General features: G+C 56.0%; 15 protein-coding genes. 10 read left to right on the plus strand and 5 right to left on the minus strand.

Annotated elements, in window-relative coordinates; genetic code table 11:
* Positions 1-31: 31 nt before the first annotated feature.
* On the minus strand, positions 32-925 hold the full coding sequence (locus I6L53_RS10615; protein ID WP_042319042.1) for a DMT family transporter: 894 nt from the start codon (positions 923-925) through the stop codon (positions 32-34).
* Between the two features lie 172 nt (positions 926-1,097).
* Between I6L53_RS10615 and I6L53_RS10620 the strand changes: the two genes are divergently transcribed.
* Positions 1,098-1,967: a helix-turn-helix domain-containing protein gene (locus I6L53_RS10620; protein WP_042318933.1), complete on the plus strand. Its 870-nt coding sequence runs from the start codon at positions 1,098-1,100 to the stop codon at positions 1,965-1,967.
* Here I6L53_RS10620 and I6L53_RS10625 read toward each other — a convergent pair.
* Complete coding sequence (locus tag I6L53_RS10625; protein WP_042318934.1) at positions 1,950-3,116, minus strand: benzoate/H(+) symporter BenE family transporter; 1,167 nt, start codon at positions 3,114-3,116, stop codon at positions 1,950-1,952. The two genes, I6L53_RS10620 and I6L53_RS10625, sit on opposite strands and share 18 nt — an antisense overlap.
* 91 nt (positions 3,117-3,207) lie before the next feature.
* On the opposite strand from I6L53_RS10625, the gene I6L53_RS10630 reads away from it, so the two are divergent.
* Positions 3,208-3,744 carry a helix-turn-helix domain-containing protein gene (locus tag I6L53_RS10630; protein WP_042318935.1) on the plus strand — a complete coding sequence of 179 codons (537 nt, stop codon included), beginning with the start codon at positions 3,208-3,210 and terminating at the stop codon, positions 3,742-3,744.
* Between the two features lie 77 nt (positions 3,745-3,821).
* Complete coding sequence (locus I6L53_RS10635; RefSeq protein WP_042318936.1) at positions 3,822-5,783, plus strand: peptidase U32 family protein; 1,962 nt, start codon at positions 3,822-3,824, stop codon at positions 5,781-5,783.
* 40 nt (positions 5,784-5,823) lie between these two features.
* Here the strand turns inward: I6L53_RS10635 and I6L53_RS10640 are convergent, their stop codons facing one another.
* The 3 genes from I6L53_RS10640 to I6L53_RS10650 are packed head-to-tail and all read right to left on the minus strand — an operon-like array spanning position 5,824 to position 8,365.
* The gene (locus I6L53_RS10640) at positions 5,824-5,952 is read right to left on the minus strand and encodes a DUF2474 domain-containing protein (RefSeq protein ID WP_071887674.1); all 129 of its coding nucleotides are present in this window, start codon (positions 5,950-5,952) and stop codon (positions 5,824-5,826) included.
* The gene (cydB, locus tag I6L53_RS10645; protein WP_042318937.1) at positions 5,952-6,962 is read right to left on the minus strand and encodes a cytochrome d ubiquinol oxidase subunit II; all 1,011 of its coding nucleotides are present in this window, start codon (positions 6,960-6,962) and stop codon (positions 5,952-5,954) included. The genes I6L53_RS10640 and cydB overlap by 1 nt, the downstream gene beginning before the upstream one ends.
* The gene (locus tag I6L53_RS10650; protein WP_042318938.1) at positions 6,962-8,365 is read right to left on the minus strand and encodes a cytochrome ubiquinol oxidase subunit I; all 1,404 of its coding nucleotides are present in this window, start codon (positions 8,363-8,365) and stop codon (positions 6,962-6,964) included. The genes cydB and I6L53_RS10650 overlap by 1 nt, the downstream gene beginning before the upstream one ends.
* A 265-nt stretch (positions 8,366-8,630) precedes the next feature.
* Here I6L53_RS10650 and I6L53_RS10655 point away from each other — a divergent pair, with 265 nt between their 5' ends.
* The 7 genes from I6L53_RS10655 (at position 8,631) to I6L53_RS10685 (ending at position 15,006) form a co-directional block, all read left to right on the plus strand.
* Complete coding sequence (locus tag I6L53_RS10655; RefSeq protein ID WP_072015688.1) at positions 8,631-8,822, plus strand: type II toxin-antitoxin system HicA family toxin; 192 nt, start codon at positions 8,631-8,633, stop codon at positions 8,820-8,822.
* A 28-nt stretch (positions 8,823-8,850) separates the two neighbouring features.
* Complete coding sequence (locus I6L53_RS10660) at positions 8,851-9,267, plus strand: type II toxin-antitoxin system HicB family antitoxin (RefSeq protein ID WP_125368572.1); 417 nt, start codon at positions 8,851-8,853, stop codon at positions 9,265-9,267.
* 87 nt (positions 9,268-9,354) lie between these two features.
* Entirely contained in the window at positions 9,355-10,764 is a 1,410-nt protein-coding gene (locus I6L53_RS10665) for an aminotransferase-like domain-containing protein (RefSeq protein ID WP_042318940.1), read from the plus strand.
* A 324-nt stretch (positions 10,765-11,088) separates the two neighbouring features.
* Positions 11,089-12,234: a putative ABC transporter substrate-binding protein YdcS gene (gene ydcS / locus I6L53_RS10670; RefSeq protein ID WP_042318941.1), complete on the plus strand. Its 1,146-nt coding sequence runs from the start codon at positions 11,089-11,091 to the stop codon at positions 12,232-12,234.
* Positions 12,235-12,251: 17 nt separating this feature from the next.
* Complete coding sequence (locus I6L53_RS10675) at positions 12,252-13,265, plus strand: ABC transporter ATP-binding protein (protein WP_042318942.1); 1,014 nt, start codon at positions 12,252-12,254, stop codon at positions 13,263-13,265.
* On the plus strand, positions 13,266-14,210 hold the full coding sequence (locus I6L53_RS10680; RefSeq protein ID WP_042318943.1) for an ABC transporter permease: 945 nt from the start codon (positions 13,266-13,268) through the stop codon (positions 14,208-14,210).
* Positions 14,200-15,006, plus strand: a complete 807-nt coding sequence (locus I6L53_RS10685; protein WP_042318944.1) for an ABC transporter permease — start codon at positions 14,200-14,202, stop codon at positions 15,004-15,006. The genes I6L53_RS10680 and I6L53_RS10685 overlap by 11 nt, the downstream gene beginning before the upstream one ends.

The following is a 15,006-nucleotide window of genomic DNA, read 5'->3' on the forward strand; positions in this document are numbered from 1 at the left end:
TGATGCGCCATCGTTCTGATGGCGCGTTTTTCTATGCCATCCGGCGGCGTAAAAGCGCCGGTGGGCGGGCAAACATCACCAGATTTCCTACCAGAATCAGAACCAGCCCAGCCACCGCATTCATCTGCCAGCTATAGCCTTCGTAAACCGTAGAAAATGACAGCGCCACCAGCGGAAATAGCAGCGTACTGTACGCGGCATTGCTCGGGCCAATTCTCCCCACCAGCGTAAAGTAAGCGCCGAAGGCGACAACCGATCCGAAAACGGCCAGATACAGCAGGGCGCCGAGATAGCTGAAAGTCCACTGCGGGGTGAAATCATCCCCACGCACAAGTGCAATTGTCGCAATCAACAGTGTGCCATACAGCATGGCCCAACTGTTGGTGGTCATCACTTCCAGACCTTTCTTCTGATGGCGGAGGCTGATCATATTTCCCAGTGAAAAACCAAACGTTCCCAGCGCGCTCAGACCAATCCCCAGCAGCAACGATCCGCTAAAGCCGCTGCTCATCAGATCGTGCCAGAAGAGGGTGACAATACCGGTAAGCCCCAGCGCGGCGGCGCAATAAAAGCGCAGGGGGGGTTTTTGCCCAAAGAAGAAGAAACTGTTCACCGCGTTGAACAGAACCGCCATGGAGAAAATCACCGACTCCAGTCCCGTATTGATCCAGGCCGCCGCAGTGTAAAAACACCAGAAGTTGAAACAGAAGACGCAACTCCCTTGCAGCAGGCAGAACAGATGGTCGCGTAACGATAGCGAACGCAACTTACCGCGCGCCAGCATAATGACCATCATCAATGCCGTCGCCACCGCAAAGCGCCAGAAAATCGAGACCGGCGCGGCAACGGGGCCCTGCTGCAAATAAATGGCGATCCATGTGGTACCCCAGATCACCACGACCAGACAATACAATAGTGCGTTCATCATTGTTCTCTCTTCTTTCCCGATAATTGACTGTCGCCGATCTCAGGGGCGGAGCGCTTTCATCGATTTGCGGGATACTTGCAAAATCTTGCGCTTTTTTCTGTCGGGCGGGTGGTAACTGCAGTGACCTGCGATAGACTGAACGCCTGAATAACAGCGTTTATGTGGTGGTATGACCCGGTCTTACGATGCCTTTGAAAAATTAAGTCAGCACAATGCCGTGTTACAGGAGTCGGTTGAGTTGCGCTCGGGCGTCCAGCTGGCGGCATGGTCGAATAAACGCGATACCATCACGCAGTATTGCGATCATCACACGCTCAGTCTGTATGTGGCGGACGGCTACGAAAGTTATCAGAAAACAGCCACTGGCTGGAAAAATGGCGGCGGACCGGACCGGTTTTGCCTGTTGCCAAAAGAGAGTGAATCTACCTGGGATATCCGTGACGACCTCTCGTTTGTGCATCTCTACTGTACCGACGCACATCTGCGTGAAGTGGGGGAAAAGGTCTGGGATAAAAGCCCTTACCGCTTCACGCTGGATGAACGGACGTTTGGTAACGATCCGGGTATTACGGCGGTCTACCGCCAGTTTTTGTTGGGCAACGACTGGCATCAACCCGCGAATCACCTGACGCTCAGCGCCGCGTCGTCACTCCTGATGACCCATATTATTCAGCACTACAGCAATGTGCAGTGGCGATTGCCGACGGTAACGGGCGGACTTGCGCCGGTGACGCTGCGCAATGTGCTGGCCTATATTGACGCCCACCTCGCGGAACCGTTGACGCTAGCCGATCTGGCGCATGAAGCCGCCCTGAGTGAATTTCATTTCGCCAGAATGTTCCGCCAGTCAATGAAAATGGCACCGCATCAGTATGTGATGCAGCGCCGGATGGCGGTGGCAAAGCAACTGGTCTGTCATTCACAGCGCCCGTTGACGGAGATTGCGTTGGCCTGCGGATTCAGCTCGCCGAGCCACTTCAGCAATCGCTTTAAGCAGGTGACAGGTAAGACACCGACGCAGTTACGCACCTCGGGTTAATCTTAAGACGGTGTAGCAGATCCCGCCTGCGATCAGCCCCCAGAAGGCCGAACCCACTCCCCACAGCGTCAGTCCGCTGGCGGTGACCAGAAACGTCACCACGGCGGCATCACGCTCGTTCTCATGATTCAGCGCCTGATATAAACTGCCCGAAATCGTACTCAGCAGCGCCAGTCCCGCCAGCATCTGAATACCGCTCGTCGGCAGGGCCGCCATCATACCGGTGATCGAACTGCCGAAAACGCCGGCTAACAGATAGAATATCCCGGCGGCAGCGGCGGCTAGCCAGCGTTTAGCGGCATCCGGATGGGCATCCGGACTCTGACAAATCGCCGCCGTGATCGCGGCAATACAGATGGAATAGACGCCGAAAGGGGAAAACAGCAGCGCCAGTAATCCAGTGACCACGATCAATGGCGAAACGGGGACATCGTATCCTGCGGCCTTCATGGTCGCCACACCGGGTGCATTCTGCGACGCCATCGTCACCAGAAAAAGCGGCACGGCAATGCCCAGACTGTGGGCCAGCGAAAACTGAGGGGCAATAAAGGTGGGTAACACCGGGGCCATTGCTAGCGAAGAGGTGACAATGTCACCTTCGAGTAGCGCAATGATTGCGCCGACGATCAGGGCCGCAATCACCGCGTAGCGCGGCGCAGTCCTTTTCAGAATCAACCACGCCAGCAGCATGCCGCCACAAAGCAGAAAGTGGTCACCGAGACGGGCAAATGCCTCCAGGCCAAAACGGAGCAAAATCCCGGCCAGCATGGCCGCCGCCAGCGAGTGGGGGATCACCTGCATCAGGCGGGCGAATAATCCCGTGACACCACACAATACGATTAACGCGTTAGCGATGATAAACACGCCAATCGCTTCTGGCAGCGTCAGTCCCTGGAGTCCGGTTACCAGCAGCGCCGCGCCGGGCGTTGACCACGCCGTCAGTACGGGGGCGCGATACCAGAGCGTTAAGAGCAGCGTACTGACACCCATCGCGATGCCCAGGGCGGTCATCCAGCCGGCAATTTGCGTCGTGCTGGCGCCCGCCGCCACCGCGGCCTGCCAGATGATGGCCGCAGAACTGGCATAGCCTACCAGTACGGCGACAAATCCAGAAAGCAGTGTGGGTAATGGTATGGAGAATGAACGCATACGCGCCTCTCGTGCGTTATAACGGTCGTTTAATCTAACATCTGGGCGTTATAACGTACAAGTGGTAAGCTGGCATTTTGGGAGGATATTCATGGACAACCTGACGCACTATCTGGCGAGCACCTTAAAAACATTACGCAGACAGCGTGAGTGGAGTTTATCGCGGCTGGCTGAAGCGACCGGTGTTTCAAAAGCGATGCTCGGACAAATTGAGCGCAACGAATCCAGTCCCACGGTGGCGACGTTATGGAAGATTGCCACCGGGCTGAACGTCCCGTTCTCCACCTTTATTTCACCACCGGAATCTGAGCCGCTGCCGACGTTTGATCCGCAAGAGCAGGCGATGGTCGTGACGCCGTTGTTCCCGTGGGATCCGGTGCTGTGCTTCGACCACTTTTCGATTCTGCTGGCACCCGGTGCGCTCAGTGAATCCACACCGCATGAAGCTGGCGTGATCGAACATGTGGTCGTGATTGCAGGCGAGCTGGAGATGTGTATTGACCAGCAATGGCGCGTCATCAGGGCCGGAGAAGGGATTCGTTTTGCCGGTGACAACGCCCATGCCTATCGCAACAGCAGCGAACAGACCGTGCACTTTCATTCGCTTATCCATTACCCACGCAGTTAAGCGGGAAAACTATTTCGCAACGCGGCGCTTCTGACTACAATAGCCGCCATTTTGCTGCTACTGGATAAAACAACGCCATGCGCCAGTCCCCACATCGCCTTGAATTGTTAAGCCCGGCACGTGATACCGCCATCGCCCGCGAAGCCATTTTACATGGTGCAGACGCCGTCTATATCGGCGGTCCAGGCTTTGGGGCGCGTCATAACGCCAGCAATAGCCTGAGAGATATCGCCGAACTGGTGCCGTTCGCCCATCGTTATGGCGCGAAAATCTTTGTCACGCTGAATACGATTCTTCACGACGATGAACTGGAGCCTGCGCAGCGGCTCATTACCGATCTCTACCAGACCGGCGTTGACGCGCTGATTGTGCAGGATATGGGCATTCTGGAACTCGACATTCCGCCCATCGAATTGCATGCCAGCACCCAGTGCGATATTCGCAGCGTGGAGAAGGCCAAATTCCTCTCTGACGTGGGGTTCTCGCAGATCGTGCTGGCGCGCGAACTGAGTCTTGAACAGATTCAGGCCATCCATCAGGCGACCGATGCCACCATCGAATTTTTCGTCCACGGGGCGCTGTGTGTGGCGTATTCGGGACAGTGCTATATCTCGCATGCGCAAACGGGGCGCAGCGCCAACCGTGGCGACTGCTCGCAGGCGTGTCGTTTGCCGTACACGCTGAAAGACGATCGAGGGCGGGTGGTGTCGTATGAAAAACACCTGCTGTCGATGAAAGATAACGATCAAACCGCCAACCTGGGCGCGCTGATCGACGCTGGCGTGCGCTCCTTCAAGATTGAAGGGCGTTATAAAGACATGGGCTACGTGAAGAACATCACCGCGCACTATCGCCAGATGCTGGATGCCATTATTGAGGCGCGGGGCGATCTGGCGCGCGCTTCCGCCGGGCGCACGGAACATTTCTTCACGCCGTCAACGGATAAAACATTCCATCGCGGTAGCACTGACTATTTTGTGAATGCGCGTAAAGGGGATATTGGCGCCTTTGATTCACCGAAGTTTATCGGCCTGCCGGTCGGTGACGTGCTGAAAGTGGCGAAAGATCATCTCGATGTGGAAGTCAGCGAACCGCTGGCAAACGGTGATGGTCTTAACGTCCTGATCAAACGTGATGTTGTCGGTTTCCGCGCCAATACCGTCGAAAAAACCGGAGATCATCGCTACCGCGTCTGGCCGAATGAGATGCCTGCCGAGCTGCATAAACTGCGTCCGCCTCATCCACTCAATCGCAATCTTGATCATAACTGGCAGCAGGCGTTAACCAAAACCTCAAGCGAGCGTCGGGTGGCAGTGGATATTGAACTGGGCGGCTGGCAGGAACAGCTGATCCTGACGCTGACCAGCGAAGAGGGCGTCAGTATCACCCATACGCTGGACGGACAGTTTGATGAGGCCAACAACGCTGAAAAAGCGCTGAGTGGTCTGAAGGACGGACTGGCGAAACTGGGACAGACGCTCTATTACGCCCGCGATATCGCGGTGCGCCTGCCGGGGGCGCTGTTTGTTCCGAACAGTCTGCTTAATGCATTTCGCCGGGAAGCGGTGGAGATGCTGGATGCCGCGCGCCTGGCGAGCTATCAACGCGGCGTTCGCAAACCCGTGTCTGAACCTGCGCCGGTTTACCCGCAAACGCATCTGAGTTTTCTGGCCAATGTCTACAACCATAAGGCGCGGAAATTTTACCATCGCTATGGCGTGCAGTTGATTGATGCGGCGTATGAAGCACATGAAGAAAAGGGCGAAGTGCCGGTCATGATCACTAAGCACTGCCTGCGCTTTGCTTTTAATCTGTGTCCAAAGCAGGCGAAAGGCAATATCAAAAGCTGGAAGGCGACGCCGATGCAACTGGTGAATGGCGATGAGGTGTTAACGCTGAAATTTGACTGTCGCCCGTGCGAAATGCATGTGATCGGTAAAATCAAAAATCACATTCTGAAGATGCCGCTACCCGGCAGCGTAGTGGCTTCCGTCAGCCCGGAAGAACTGATGAAAACGCTGCCGAAGCGCAAAGGTTAACGGTGGTGCCGGATAAACGCAGCGTCATCCGGCCCCCCGCTTAATGCGATTTAAAGCCCGCCGCCGTCATGATCAGGCGAAAGAACATTCCCACGGCAGCCAGTGCCAGCACGCTGCCGCCCCACAAAATCACCAGCCACATCAGGCGTTTCCAGACAGATTGTTGCATCAGTGATACCCCTCGCCATGTTGAACTTTTCCGCGGAACACGTAGTAACTCCAGAAGGTGTAAACCAGGATAATGGGGATGATCAGTAACGCGCCGACCAGCATGAATCCCTGACTCTGGGCGGGCGCAGCAGCCTGCCAGATCGTAATGGAAGGCGGAATGATATGCGGCCAGATACTGATCCCCAACCCGCTGAAACCGAGGAAAATCAGCCCGAGCGTCAATACGAAAGGCAGCGTATGGCTGTTTTGCTGGCCAAGCGCTCGCCATAGCCAGAAGCCAATCATCGCAACCAGCAGCGGAACCGGCAACAGGAACCACAGATTCGGCAGCGTAAACCAACGTTCAGCTATCGCCGGGTGTGCCAGCGGCGTCCACAGGCTGATGAGCGCGATCACCACCAGCATCGCCAGCAATAGCTTTTTCGCTACGGTACGCATCTTATCCTGCAACGGATCCTCACTTTTCATCACCAGCCAGGTCGCCCCCAGCAGCGCATAAGCGACCACCAGCCCAACGCCGCAGAAAAGGGTGAAAGGGGTGAACCAGTCAAACGGGCCGCCGCTAAAACGCCGACCGGTGACGGTAAAACCGTTAATCACCGCACCCACCACCACGCCCTGGGTGAATGTCGCCAGAATCGAACCGCAGAGAAAGGCTTTATCCCAGAACGGCCGATGGGCGGGCGTAGCTTTGAAGCGAAATTCAAAGGCGACGCCGCGAAAAATCAGTCCAATGAGCATCAGCGTCAGTGGGATCGTGAGCGCGTCAATGATCACCGCATAGGCCAGCGGAAACGCGCCAAACAGCCCGGCACCGCCGAGAACCAGCCAGGTTTCATTGCCGTCCCAGATCGGAGCGACGCTGTTAACCATCACGTCACGATCGTCAGCATCGCGGATGGCGGGAAACAAAATGCCAATACCCAAATCGAACCCATCCATCACGATGTACATCAGCGTGGCGAAGACGATGATGACGAACCAGATTACCGATAAATCAATACCCATTAGCGGTGTGCCTCACGTTGAGAGTCGAGGACGGCAGCAGACAGCGGCCGGGCTGGTGTGCCGGTGGGCGGCGTCGGAGCAATCGTCTCCTGCGGCCCTTTGCGGATGAGACGGATCATGTAGCTGTAACCCACGCCAAAGACTGAGCTGTAGACGATAAAAAACGCCAGTAGAGAAAGGCTCATGTGCAGGTCGCCATGTGCGGAGACCGCATCCGCCGTGCGTTGTAGTCCGTAAACCACCCACGGCTGGCGACCGACTTCCGTAGTGACCCAACCCGCCAGAATGGCGATCAACCCCGAGGGGCCCATCCATAAGGCAAAACGCAGGAACGGGCGCGAAGTATAGAGACGCTGTCGATAGCGTAGCCACAGGGCGCAAACGCCGAGCAGGATCATCAACATCCCCAGCCCCGCCATGATGCGAAACGACCAGAAGACCATCGTGGCGTTGGGGCGATCTTCCTTCGCAAACTCTTTTAACGCCGGGACCTGTTTATCCAGGCTGTGCGTCAGGATCAGGCTACCCAGCGCCGGGATCGCCAGCCCATAGCGGGTGCGCTCCTGTTCCATGTCCGGCCAGCCGAACAGCAACAGCGGAGTCGGTTCTCCCGGCGGATTTTCCCAATGGCCTTCAATGGCGGCGATTTTCGCGGGCTGATGCTTGAGGGTATTCAGACCGTGCATGTCACCAATCAACGCCTGCAGCGGCGCGACAATCAGCGTCATCCACAGTGCCATCGAAAACATTGCGCGAATGGCGGGTGAATGGTTACCGCGCAGCAAATGCCAGGCCGCTGAAGCCCCGACGAATAATGCGCTGCTGAGAAACGCCGCCACCGACATGTGCAGCAAGCGATAGGGAAATGACGGGTTGAAAATAACGGCAAACCAGTCTACCGGCACGACCTGACCGTTGACGATCTCATAGCCCTGCGGCGTTTGCATCCAACTGTTGGAGGCCAGGATCCAGAAGGTGGAAATAATCGTGCCCAGCGCCACCATGCAGGTGGAGAAAAAGTGTAATCCCGGGCCAACCTTGTTCCAGCCAAACAGCATCACGCCGAGGAATCCGGCCTCAAGGAAGAACGCCGTGAGCACCTCATAGGTCAGCAATGGCCCGGTGATACTGCCTGCGAACTCGGAAAAACCGCTCCAGTTGGTGCCAAACTGGTAGGCCATCACCAGACCGGACACCACACCCATACCAAAGTTAACGGCGAAAATTTTCGACCAGAACTGGTAGAGCGATCGCCAGACAGGATTTTTGCTTTTCAGCCAAAGCCCTTCCAGCACCGCAAGGTAGCTGGCAAGGCCAATAGTGATCGCCGGAAAAATTATATGGAAGGAAACCGTGAAGGCGAACTGGATCCTTGCCAGATGAAATGCATCAAGACCGAACATGCAGAGCTCCGCACTAAAAATTGATTCAGCGCAATTTTAAGTCTTTGATGATTTCAGTATCAGAAACAGTAAGGGCTTTTAAAACCATAACAGTTGCGTGAATGTTACAAATTGCGTCTGTTGATATAAATTCTGGAAGCCGCCTTCCTGAATTGCTACGAGCAACTCTACACGACGAGCATTTTTCTGTATTTTTCTTATGTCAGGCGAGAAAAGTAAGCATAAATGTTTACTTTGTGTATAGAATAGGGAACAGGGAGGCGCAGTGAAGCAGAGCGAATTCAGACGCTGGCTGGAATCTCAGGGTGTCGGGGTAACGAATGGATCGCACCATTTGAAGCTCAGATATCGCGGAAAACGCAGCGTCATGCCCAGACATCCAGGTGATGAGATCAAAGAGGCCTTGCGTAAAGCGATTTTAAAGCAATTGGGTCTGTCTCCATCATCACTGATATGAGGTTGTTCAGATGAGAGAGTTTGAAATTATGCGCTATCCCGTTCATCTCGTTCCTGCGCCAGAAGGTGGCTATGTGGTTTCGTTTCCGGATATTCCGGAAGCGCTCACCCAGGGGGAGACCCGCCAGCAAGCCATTGATACCGCACTGGAAGCGTTGATCACCGCCTTTGAATTCTATTTCGAAGATAACCAGTCCGTCCCGTTACCTACGCCGGTGAAGGAGGGCGATGATTTTGTTGAGATCCCGCTCAGCGTTGCGTCAAAAGTTCTTTTACTCAACGCATTCCTGGCATCAAAAATCAGCCAGCAGGAGTTAGCGAAACGCATAGGCAGACCGAAACAGGAAATTACCCGTCTGTTCGACTTGCGGCATGCGACAAAAATTGATGCTGTGCAGACGGCGGCGCGCGCGCTCGGCAAAGAACTGTCGCTTACGTTGTCGTAAACCATAACAGTTCTTAGGATGTTGAGTATTTTATTCGCTGATATACACTGCGTGGGTCATCTGCCACTGACCCACGAGATAATCACGATGAAAAAATACCAGCGTCTGGCTGAACAACTCTGCGAGCAGATCGCCTCTGGCGTCTGGCAACCGGGAGACCGCCTGCCGTCCCTGCGTGAACAGGTGGTCAGCAGCGGGATGAGTTTTATGACCGTTGGCCATGCCTATCAGCTGCTGGAAAGTCAGGGGCGAATTATTGCGCGCCCCCAGTCGGGTTACTATGTCGCGCCACGCCCGGTGAGCCAACCCGCAGTGCAGCCGGTTCAGGTGATGTGCGACGAAGCGGTGGATATTAACACCTATATATTTGAGATGTTACAGGCCAGTCGGGATGTGTCGGTGATGCCGTTTGCCTCTGCATTTCCCGATCCGCGTTTATTCCCTCTACAGCAACTGAACCGCTCTCTGGCGCAGGTGAGCAGAACCGCCACGGCGATGAGTGTGATTGAAAACCTGCCGCCGGGCAACGCGGAGCTGCGCCACGCCATCGCCCGTCGTTACGCCCTACAGGGTATGACGATTTCGCCCGATGAGATAGTCATAACCGCCGGTGCGCTGGAGGCGCTCAATCTTAGCCTGCAGGCGGTGACTGAACCGGGCGACTGGGTGATTGTTGAAAATCCCTGTTTCTATGGCGCGTTACAGGCGCTGGAGCGGCTGCGGCTGAAAGCGCTGTCGGTTGCCACTGACGTGAAGGAGGGGATCGACCTCGCGGCGCTTGAGCAGGCGTTGCAGGAGTATCCGGTCAAAGCCTGCTGGCTCATGACCAACAGTCAGAACCCGCTTGGTGTTACCCTCAGCCCGGAGAAAAAGGCGCGGCTGGTTGAGATACTCGATCGCCATAATGTGATGTTGATTGAAGATGACGTCTACAGCGAACTCTACTTTGGTCGGGAGAAACCGCTGCCAGCCAAAGCGTGGGATCGGGGCGACAAGGTGCTGCACTGCTCGTCATTCTCAAAATGTCTGGTGCCGGGTTTTCGCATCGGTTGGGTAGCCGCAGGCACTCATGCCCGGCAGATCCAGCGATTACAACTGATGAGCACGCTCTCCACCAGTTCGCCGATGCAACTGGCACTGGTCGATTATCTCTCTACGCGCCGGTATGACGCCCATCTGCGCCGCCTGCGCCGCCAACTGGCGGAACGCAAACAGCAGGCCTGGCAAACGCTGCTGCGACATCTCCCGGCCGAAGTGAAAATACATCATAACAACAGCGGCTATTTTCTCTGGCTTGAACTACCGGAATCACTGGACGCGGGTGAGCTGACCACACAGGCGCTGGCCCACCACATTAGCATCGCGCCGGGGAAAATGTTCTCGACCTCGGATACCTGGAAACGCTTTTTCCGCTTCAATACCGCATGGAATTGGGGAGAGCGTGAAGAAGCGGCGGTAAAACAACTGGGACAACTTATTCGCGCTCAAATGAAATAGAACAAACGCGCCATTCAATATAAAAGAATGGCGCGTTCTTATTTATAAAATATCATCAGAACCGGTACGACTTTATTTTTCGCAGAGCATCATAGGAAATATCAATAGCTTTTGTTTTTTCTCCTCGTCAGCTAACCCCTTGTCTATACTCCAGAAGATAGCCGCGTAATGGTGAAAACCAGGGCGTAATGCGCGTCATGTCACAACCTGATTAAATTTCCTCGTGCCGGGAGGTGCGCTGACGGCGCGCCGACTATTTTTAGGAAAGGACATATATTTACGGCAAGGCTGCCGCTCAATATTTTGCGACAGGAGTAAGATCTTATGAGCAAGACATTTGCCCGCAGCAGCCTGTGCGCGCTCAGTATGACGCTGATGACCGCGCACGCCGCCGAACCACCCACCTCTTTAGGCCAGGCCGAAGGCCGCCTGGATATTATTGCCTGGCCGGGTTATATCGAACGCGGTCAGACCGATAAACAATACGACTGGGTGACGCAATTCGAAAAAGAGACCGGCTGTACCGTTAACGTTAAAACCGCGGCGACATCAGATGAGATGGTCAGCCTGATGGCGAAAGGGGGCTACGATCTGGTGACGGCCTCTGGCGATGCCTCTCTGCGCCTGATCATGGGTAAACGTGTGCAGCCAATCAACACGGCGCTTATTCCTAACTGGAAAACCGTCGATCCCCGGGTGGTGAAAGGCGACTGGTTCAACGTAGCGGGCAACGTCTATGGCACCCCGTATCAGTGGGGACCGAACCTGCTGATGTACAACACCCAAACTTTCCCGACGCCGCCGGATAGCTGGAATGTGGTGTTCGTCGAACAAAACCTTCCGGACGGAAAAAGTAACAAAGGCCGCGTTCAGGCCTATGACGGACCGATTTACATCGCCGATGCGGCGCTGTTCGTGAAAGCCACCCAACCGCAACTGGGGATCTCGGATCCGTATCAACTTACCGAAGCGCAGTATCAGGCGGTGCTGAAAGTGCTGCGTGCGCAGCAGCCGTTGATCCACCGTTACTGGCACGACACTACCGTACAAATGAGCGATTTCAAAAATGAGGGCGTCGTGGCGTCCAGCGCCTGGCCGTATCAGGCGAACGCGCTGAAAGCTGAAGGGCAGCACATTGGTACGGTGTTCCCGAAAGAGGGCGTCACCGGCTGGGCGGATACCACCATGCTGCACAGCGAAGCGAAACATCCGGTTTGCGCCTACAAGTGGATGAACTGGTCGCTGACGCCCAAAGTACAGGGTGATGTGGCGGCCTGGTTTGGATCGCTGCCGGTCGTCACCGAAGGCTGTAAGGTCAGTACGCTGCTGGGCGACAAAGGCTGTGAAACCAACGGCTACAGCTATTTTGACAAAATCGCCTTCTGGAAAACGCCTGTCGCTGAAGGCGGTAAATTCGTGCCGTACAGTCGCTGGACGCAGGATTACATCGCCATCATGGGCGGTCGGTAACGTCACTGGGGTGATTTATGACGTACGCAGTGGAGTTTGACAACGTCTCGCGCCTGTACGGTGACGTGCGGGCGGTCGATGGCGTCAGTATTGCGATTAAAGACGGTGAGTTTTTCTCCATGCTGGGGCCCTCCGGCTCCGGCAAAACCACCTGCCTGCGCCTGATTGCCGGATTTGAACAGCTTTCCGGCGGGTCGATTGCCATCTTTGGCAAGCCAGCCAGCGATTTGCCGCCCTGGGAGCGGGACGTGAATACCGTGTTCCAGGACTACGCGCTGTTTCCGCACATGTCGATTCTCGATAATGTCGCCTATGGCCTGATGGTCAAAGGCGTCGATAAGAAACAACGTCAGGCCCAGGCCCGCGAGGCGCTGGAAAAGGTGGCGCTGGGGTTTACCTTCGAACGCAAACCATCACAGCTTTCCGGCGGTCAGCGCCAGCGAGTGGCCATTGCCCGGGCGTTGGTCAACGAACCGCGCGTGCTGTTGCTGGATGAACCACTCGGCGCGCTGGATCTGAAACTTCGCGAGCAGATGCAACTGGAGCTGAAAAAGCTCCAGCAGTCGCTGGGGATCACGTTTATCTTTGTGACGCACGATCAGGGCGAAGCGCTGTCGATGTCCGATCGTGTGGCGGTGTTTAACAACGGTCGCATTGAGCAGGTTGACTCGCCACGCGAGCTTTACATGCGTCCACGCACGCCGTTTGTTGCGGGCTTTGTCGGAACATCAAACGTCTTTGACCCCACGATGGCCTCAAACGTCTGCGGGATGACGGGCAGCTTCTCACTGCGCCCGGAGCATATCCGACTCAATGTACCCGGCGAAATCCAGGTGCCTGGAGTGATTCAGGCCGTGCAGTATCAGGGCGCAGCCACCCGCTTCGAGCTCAGGCTTGCTGGCGGCGAAAAGCTGCTGGTCAGTCAGGCCAATCAGACGGGAGAACCGTTTGTGACCACGCTCGCACCCGGTCAGCAGGTAATGGCGTCATGGCCGCGCGAGGTCATGGTACCGCTGGTCGAGGAGAGGTGAATGGCAATGAACGTGCTCTCTACGCCTTCACGCCCCGGCGGTCTGAGTAGACTCACCGGCTTTTTCTGGCGTCATCCCGGGCTGGGGCTGTTTTTGCTGCTGCTTGGTCCGCTGATGTGGTTTGGCATTGTCTACTTCGGCTCGCTGTTGACGCTGCTGTGGCAGGGGTTTTACACCTTCGACGACTTCACCATGTCGGTGACGCCGGATCTCACGCTTGCCAATCTTCGCGCGCTGTTTAACCCCGCCAATTACGACATCATCTTACGCACGCTGACGATGGCAATTGCGGTGACGATTGCCAGTGCGATTCTGGCGTTTCCGATGGCGTGGTACATGGCGCGCTATACCTCCGGCAAGATGAAAGCGTTTTTCTATATTGCGGTCATGCTGCCGATGTGGGCGAGTTATATCGTCAAAGCCTATGCCTGGACGTTGCTGTTGGCGAAAGATGGTGTAGCGCAGTGGTTCCTTGTCCATCTCGGCTTAGAACCGCTGTTGACAAGCCTGCTGACGTTACCGGCGATAGGGGGGAACACGCTCTCAACGTCGGGATTGGGGCGCTTTATGGTGTTTGTCTATATCTGGCTGCCGTTTATGATCCTGCCGGTGCAGGCCGCGCTGGAGCGGTTGCCGCCCTCGCTGTTACAGGCGTCCGCTGACCTGGGCGCTCGACCGCGCCAGACCTTCCGCTATGTGGTTCTGCCGCTGGCGATCCCCGCCATCGCCGCCGGTTCGATCTTCACCTTCTCACTGACGCTGGGGGATTTTATCGTGCCTCAGCTTGTGGGGCCGCCGGGCTATTTCATCGGCAACATGGTCTATTCCCAACAAGGCGCAATAGGCAACATGCCGATGGCGGCGGCGTTTACGCTGGTGCCGATTATGTTGATAGCCCTTTATCTGGCGTTTGTGAAACGCCTGGGAGCGTTCGATGCACTCTGAGCGCGCACCGTTTCTCCTCAAACTGGCGGCCTGGGGCGGGGTGGTTTTCCTGCACTTTCCGATTCTGATCATCGCAGCCTATGCGTTTAATACCGAAGACGCGGCCTTTAGCTTTCCCCCGCAGGGACTGACACTACGCTGGTTCAGCGTTGCGGCGCAGCGTAGTGATATCCTGGACGCCGTGACGTTGTCACTAAAAATCGCGGCGTTATCGACGGCGATTGCGTTGGTGCTTGGCACGCTGGCTGCGGCGGCGCTCTGGCGGCGTGATTTTTTCGGCAAAAACGCCATCTCGCTGTTGCTGCTGTTACCGATCGCCCTGCCGGGGATCGTCACCGGTCTGGCGCTACTGACCGCGTTTAAGACGGTCAATCTCGAACCGGGGTTTTTCACCATTGTCATTGGGCACGCGACGTTCTGTGTGGTGGTGGTCTTCAACAACGTGATAGCCCGTTTTCGTCGTACGTCATGGAGCCTGGTGGAGGCCTCTATGGATCTCGGGGCCAACGGCTGGCAGACCTTCCGCTATGTCGTGCTGCCGAATCTGGGCTCAGCGCTGCTGGCCGGGGGGATGCTGGCGTTTGCGCTGTCGTTCGATGAAATCATCGTCACGACGTTTACTGCTGGTCACGAACGGACGCTGCCGCTGTGGTTGCTCAATCAGTTAGGGCGACCGCGCGACGTGCCGGTGACGAACGTTGTGGCCTTGCTGGTCATGCTGGTTACAACCATTCCGATTCTGGGGGCCTGGTGGCTCACGCGTGAAGGCGACAGCGTCGCCGGAAACGGTAAATAA

It is taken from the genome of Citrobacter farmeri, assembly GCF_019048065.1.
Taxonomy (GTDB): Bacteria; Pseudomonadota; Gammaproteobacteria; order Enterobacterales; family Enterobacteriaceae; genus Citrobacter_A; species Citrobacter_A farmeri.

What these genes read in the sequence shown, in the direction of transcription:
- I6L53_RS10625 (WP_042318934.1), bottom strand. Translation starts at nt 3,116, where the DNA reads ATGCGTTCATTCTCCATACCATTACCCACACTGCTTTCTGGATTTGTC.
- I6L53_RS10615 (WP_042319042.1), bottom strand. Translation starts at nt 925, where the DNA reads ATGAACGCACTATTGTATTGTCTGGTCGTGGTGATCTGGGGTACCACA.
- I6L53_RS10685 (WP_042318944.1), top strand. Translation starts at nt 14,200, where the DNA reads ATGCACTCTGAGCGCGCACCGTTTCTCCTCAAACTGGCGGCCTGGGGC.
- I6L53_RS10640 (WP_071887674.1), bottom strand. Translation starts at nt 5,952, where the DNA reads ATGCAACAATCTGTCTGGAAACGCCTGATGTGGCTGGTGATTTTGTGG.
- I6L53_RS10675 (WP_042318942.1), top strand. Translation starts at nt 12,252, where the DNA reads ATGACGTACGCAGTGGAGTTTGACAACGTCTCGCGCCTGTACGGTGAC.
- I6L53_RS10630 (WP_042318935.1), top strand. Translation starts at nt 3,208, where the DNA reads ATGGACAACCTGACGCACTATCTGGCGAGCACCTTAAAAACATTACGC.
- I6L53_RS10660 (WP_125368572.1), top strand. Translation starts at nt 8,851, where the DNA reads ATGCGCTATCCCGTTCATCTCGTTCCTGCGCCAGAAGGTGGCTATGTG.
- I6L53_RS10665 (WP_042318940.1), top strand. Translation starts at nt 9,355, where the DNA reads ATGAAAAAATACCAGCGTCTGGCTGAACAACTCTGCGAGCAGATCGCC.
- I6L53_RS10635 (WP_042318936.1), top strand. Translation starts at nt 3,822, where the DNA reads ATGCGCCAGTCCCCACATCGCCTTGAATTGTTAAGCCCGGCACGTGAT.
- I6L53_RS10680 (WP_042318943.1), top strand. Translation starts at nt 13,266, where the DNA reads ATGGCAATGAACGTGCTCTCTACGCCTTCACGCCCCGGCGGTCTGAGT.
- ydcS (WP_042318941.1), top strand. Translation starts at nt 11,089, where the DNA reads ATGAGCAAGACATTTGCCCGCAGCAGCCTGTGCGCGCTCAGTATGACG.
- I6L53_RS10650 (WP_042318938.1), bottom strand. Translation starts at nt 8,365, where the DNA reads ATGTTCGGTCTTGATGCATTTCATCTGGCAAGGATCCAGTTCGCCTTC.
- I6L53_RS10620 (WP_042318933.1), top strand. Translation starts at nt 1,098, where the DNA reads ATGACCCGGTCTTACGATGCCTTTGAAAAATTAAGTCAGCACAATGCC.
- cydB (WP_042318937.1), bottom strand. Translation starts at nt 6,962, where the DNA reads ATGGGTATTGATTTATCGGTAATCTGGTTCGTCATCATCGTCTTCGCC.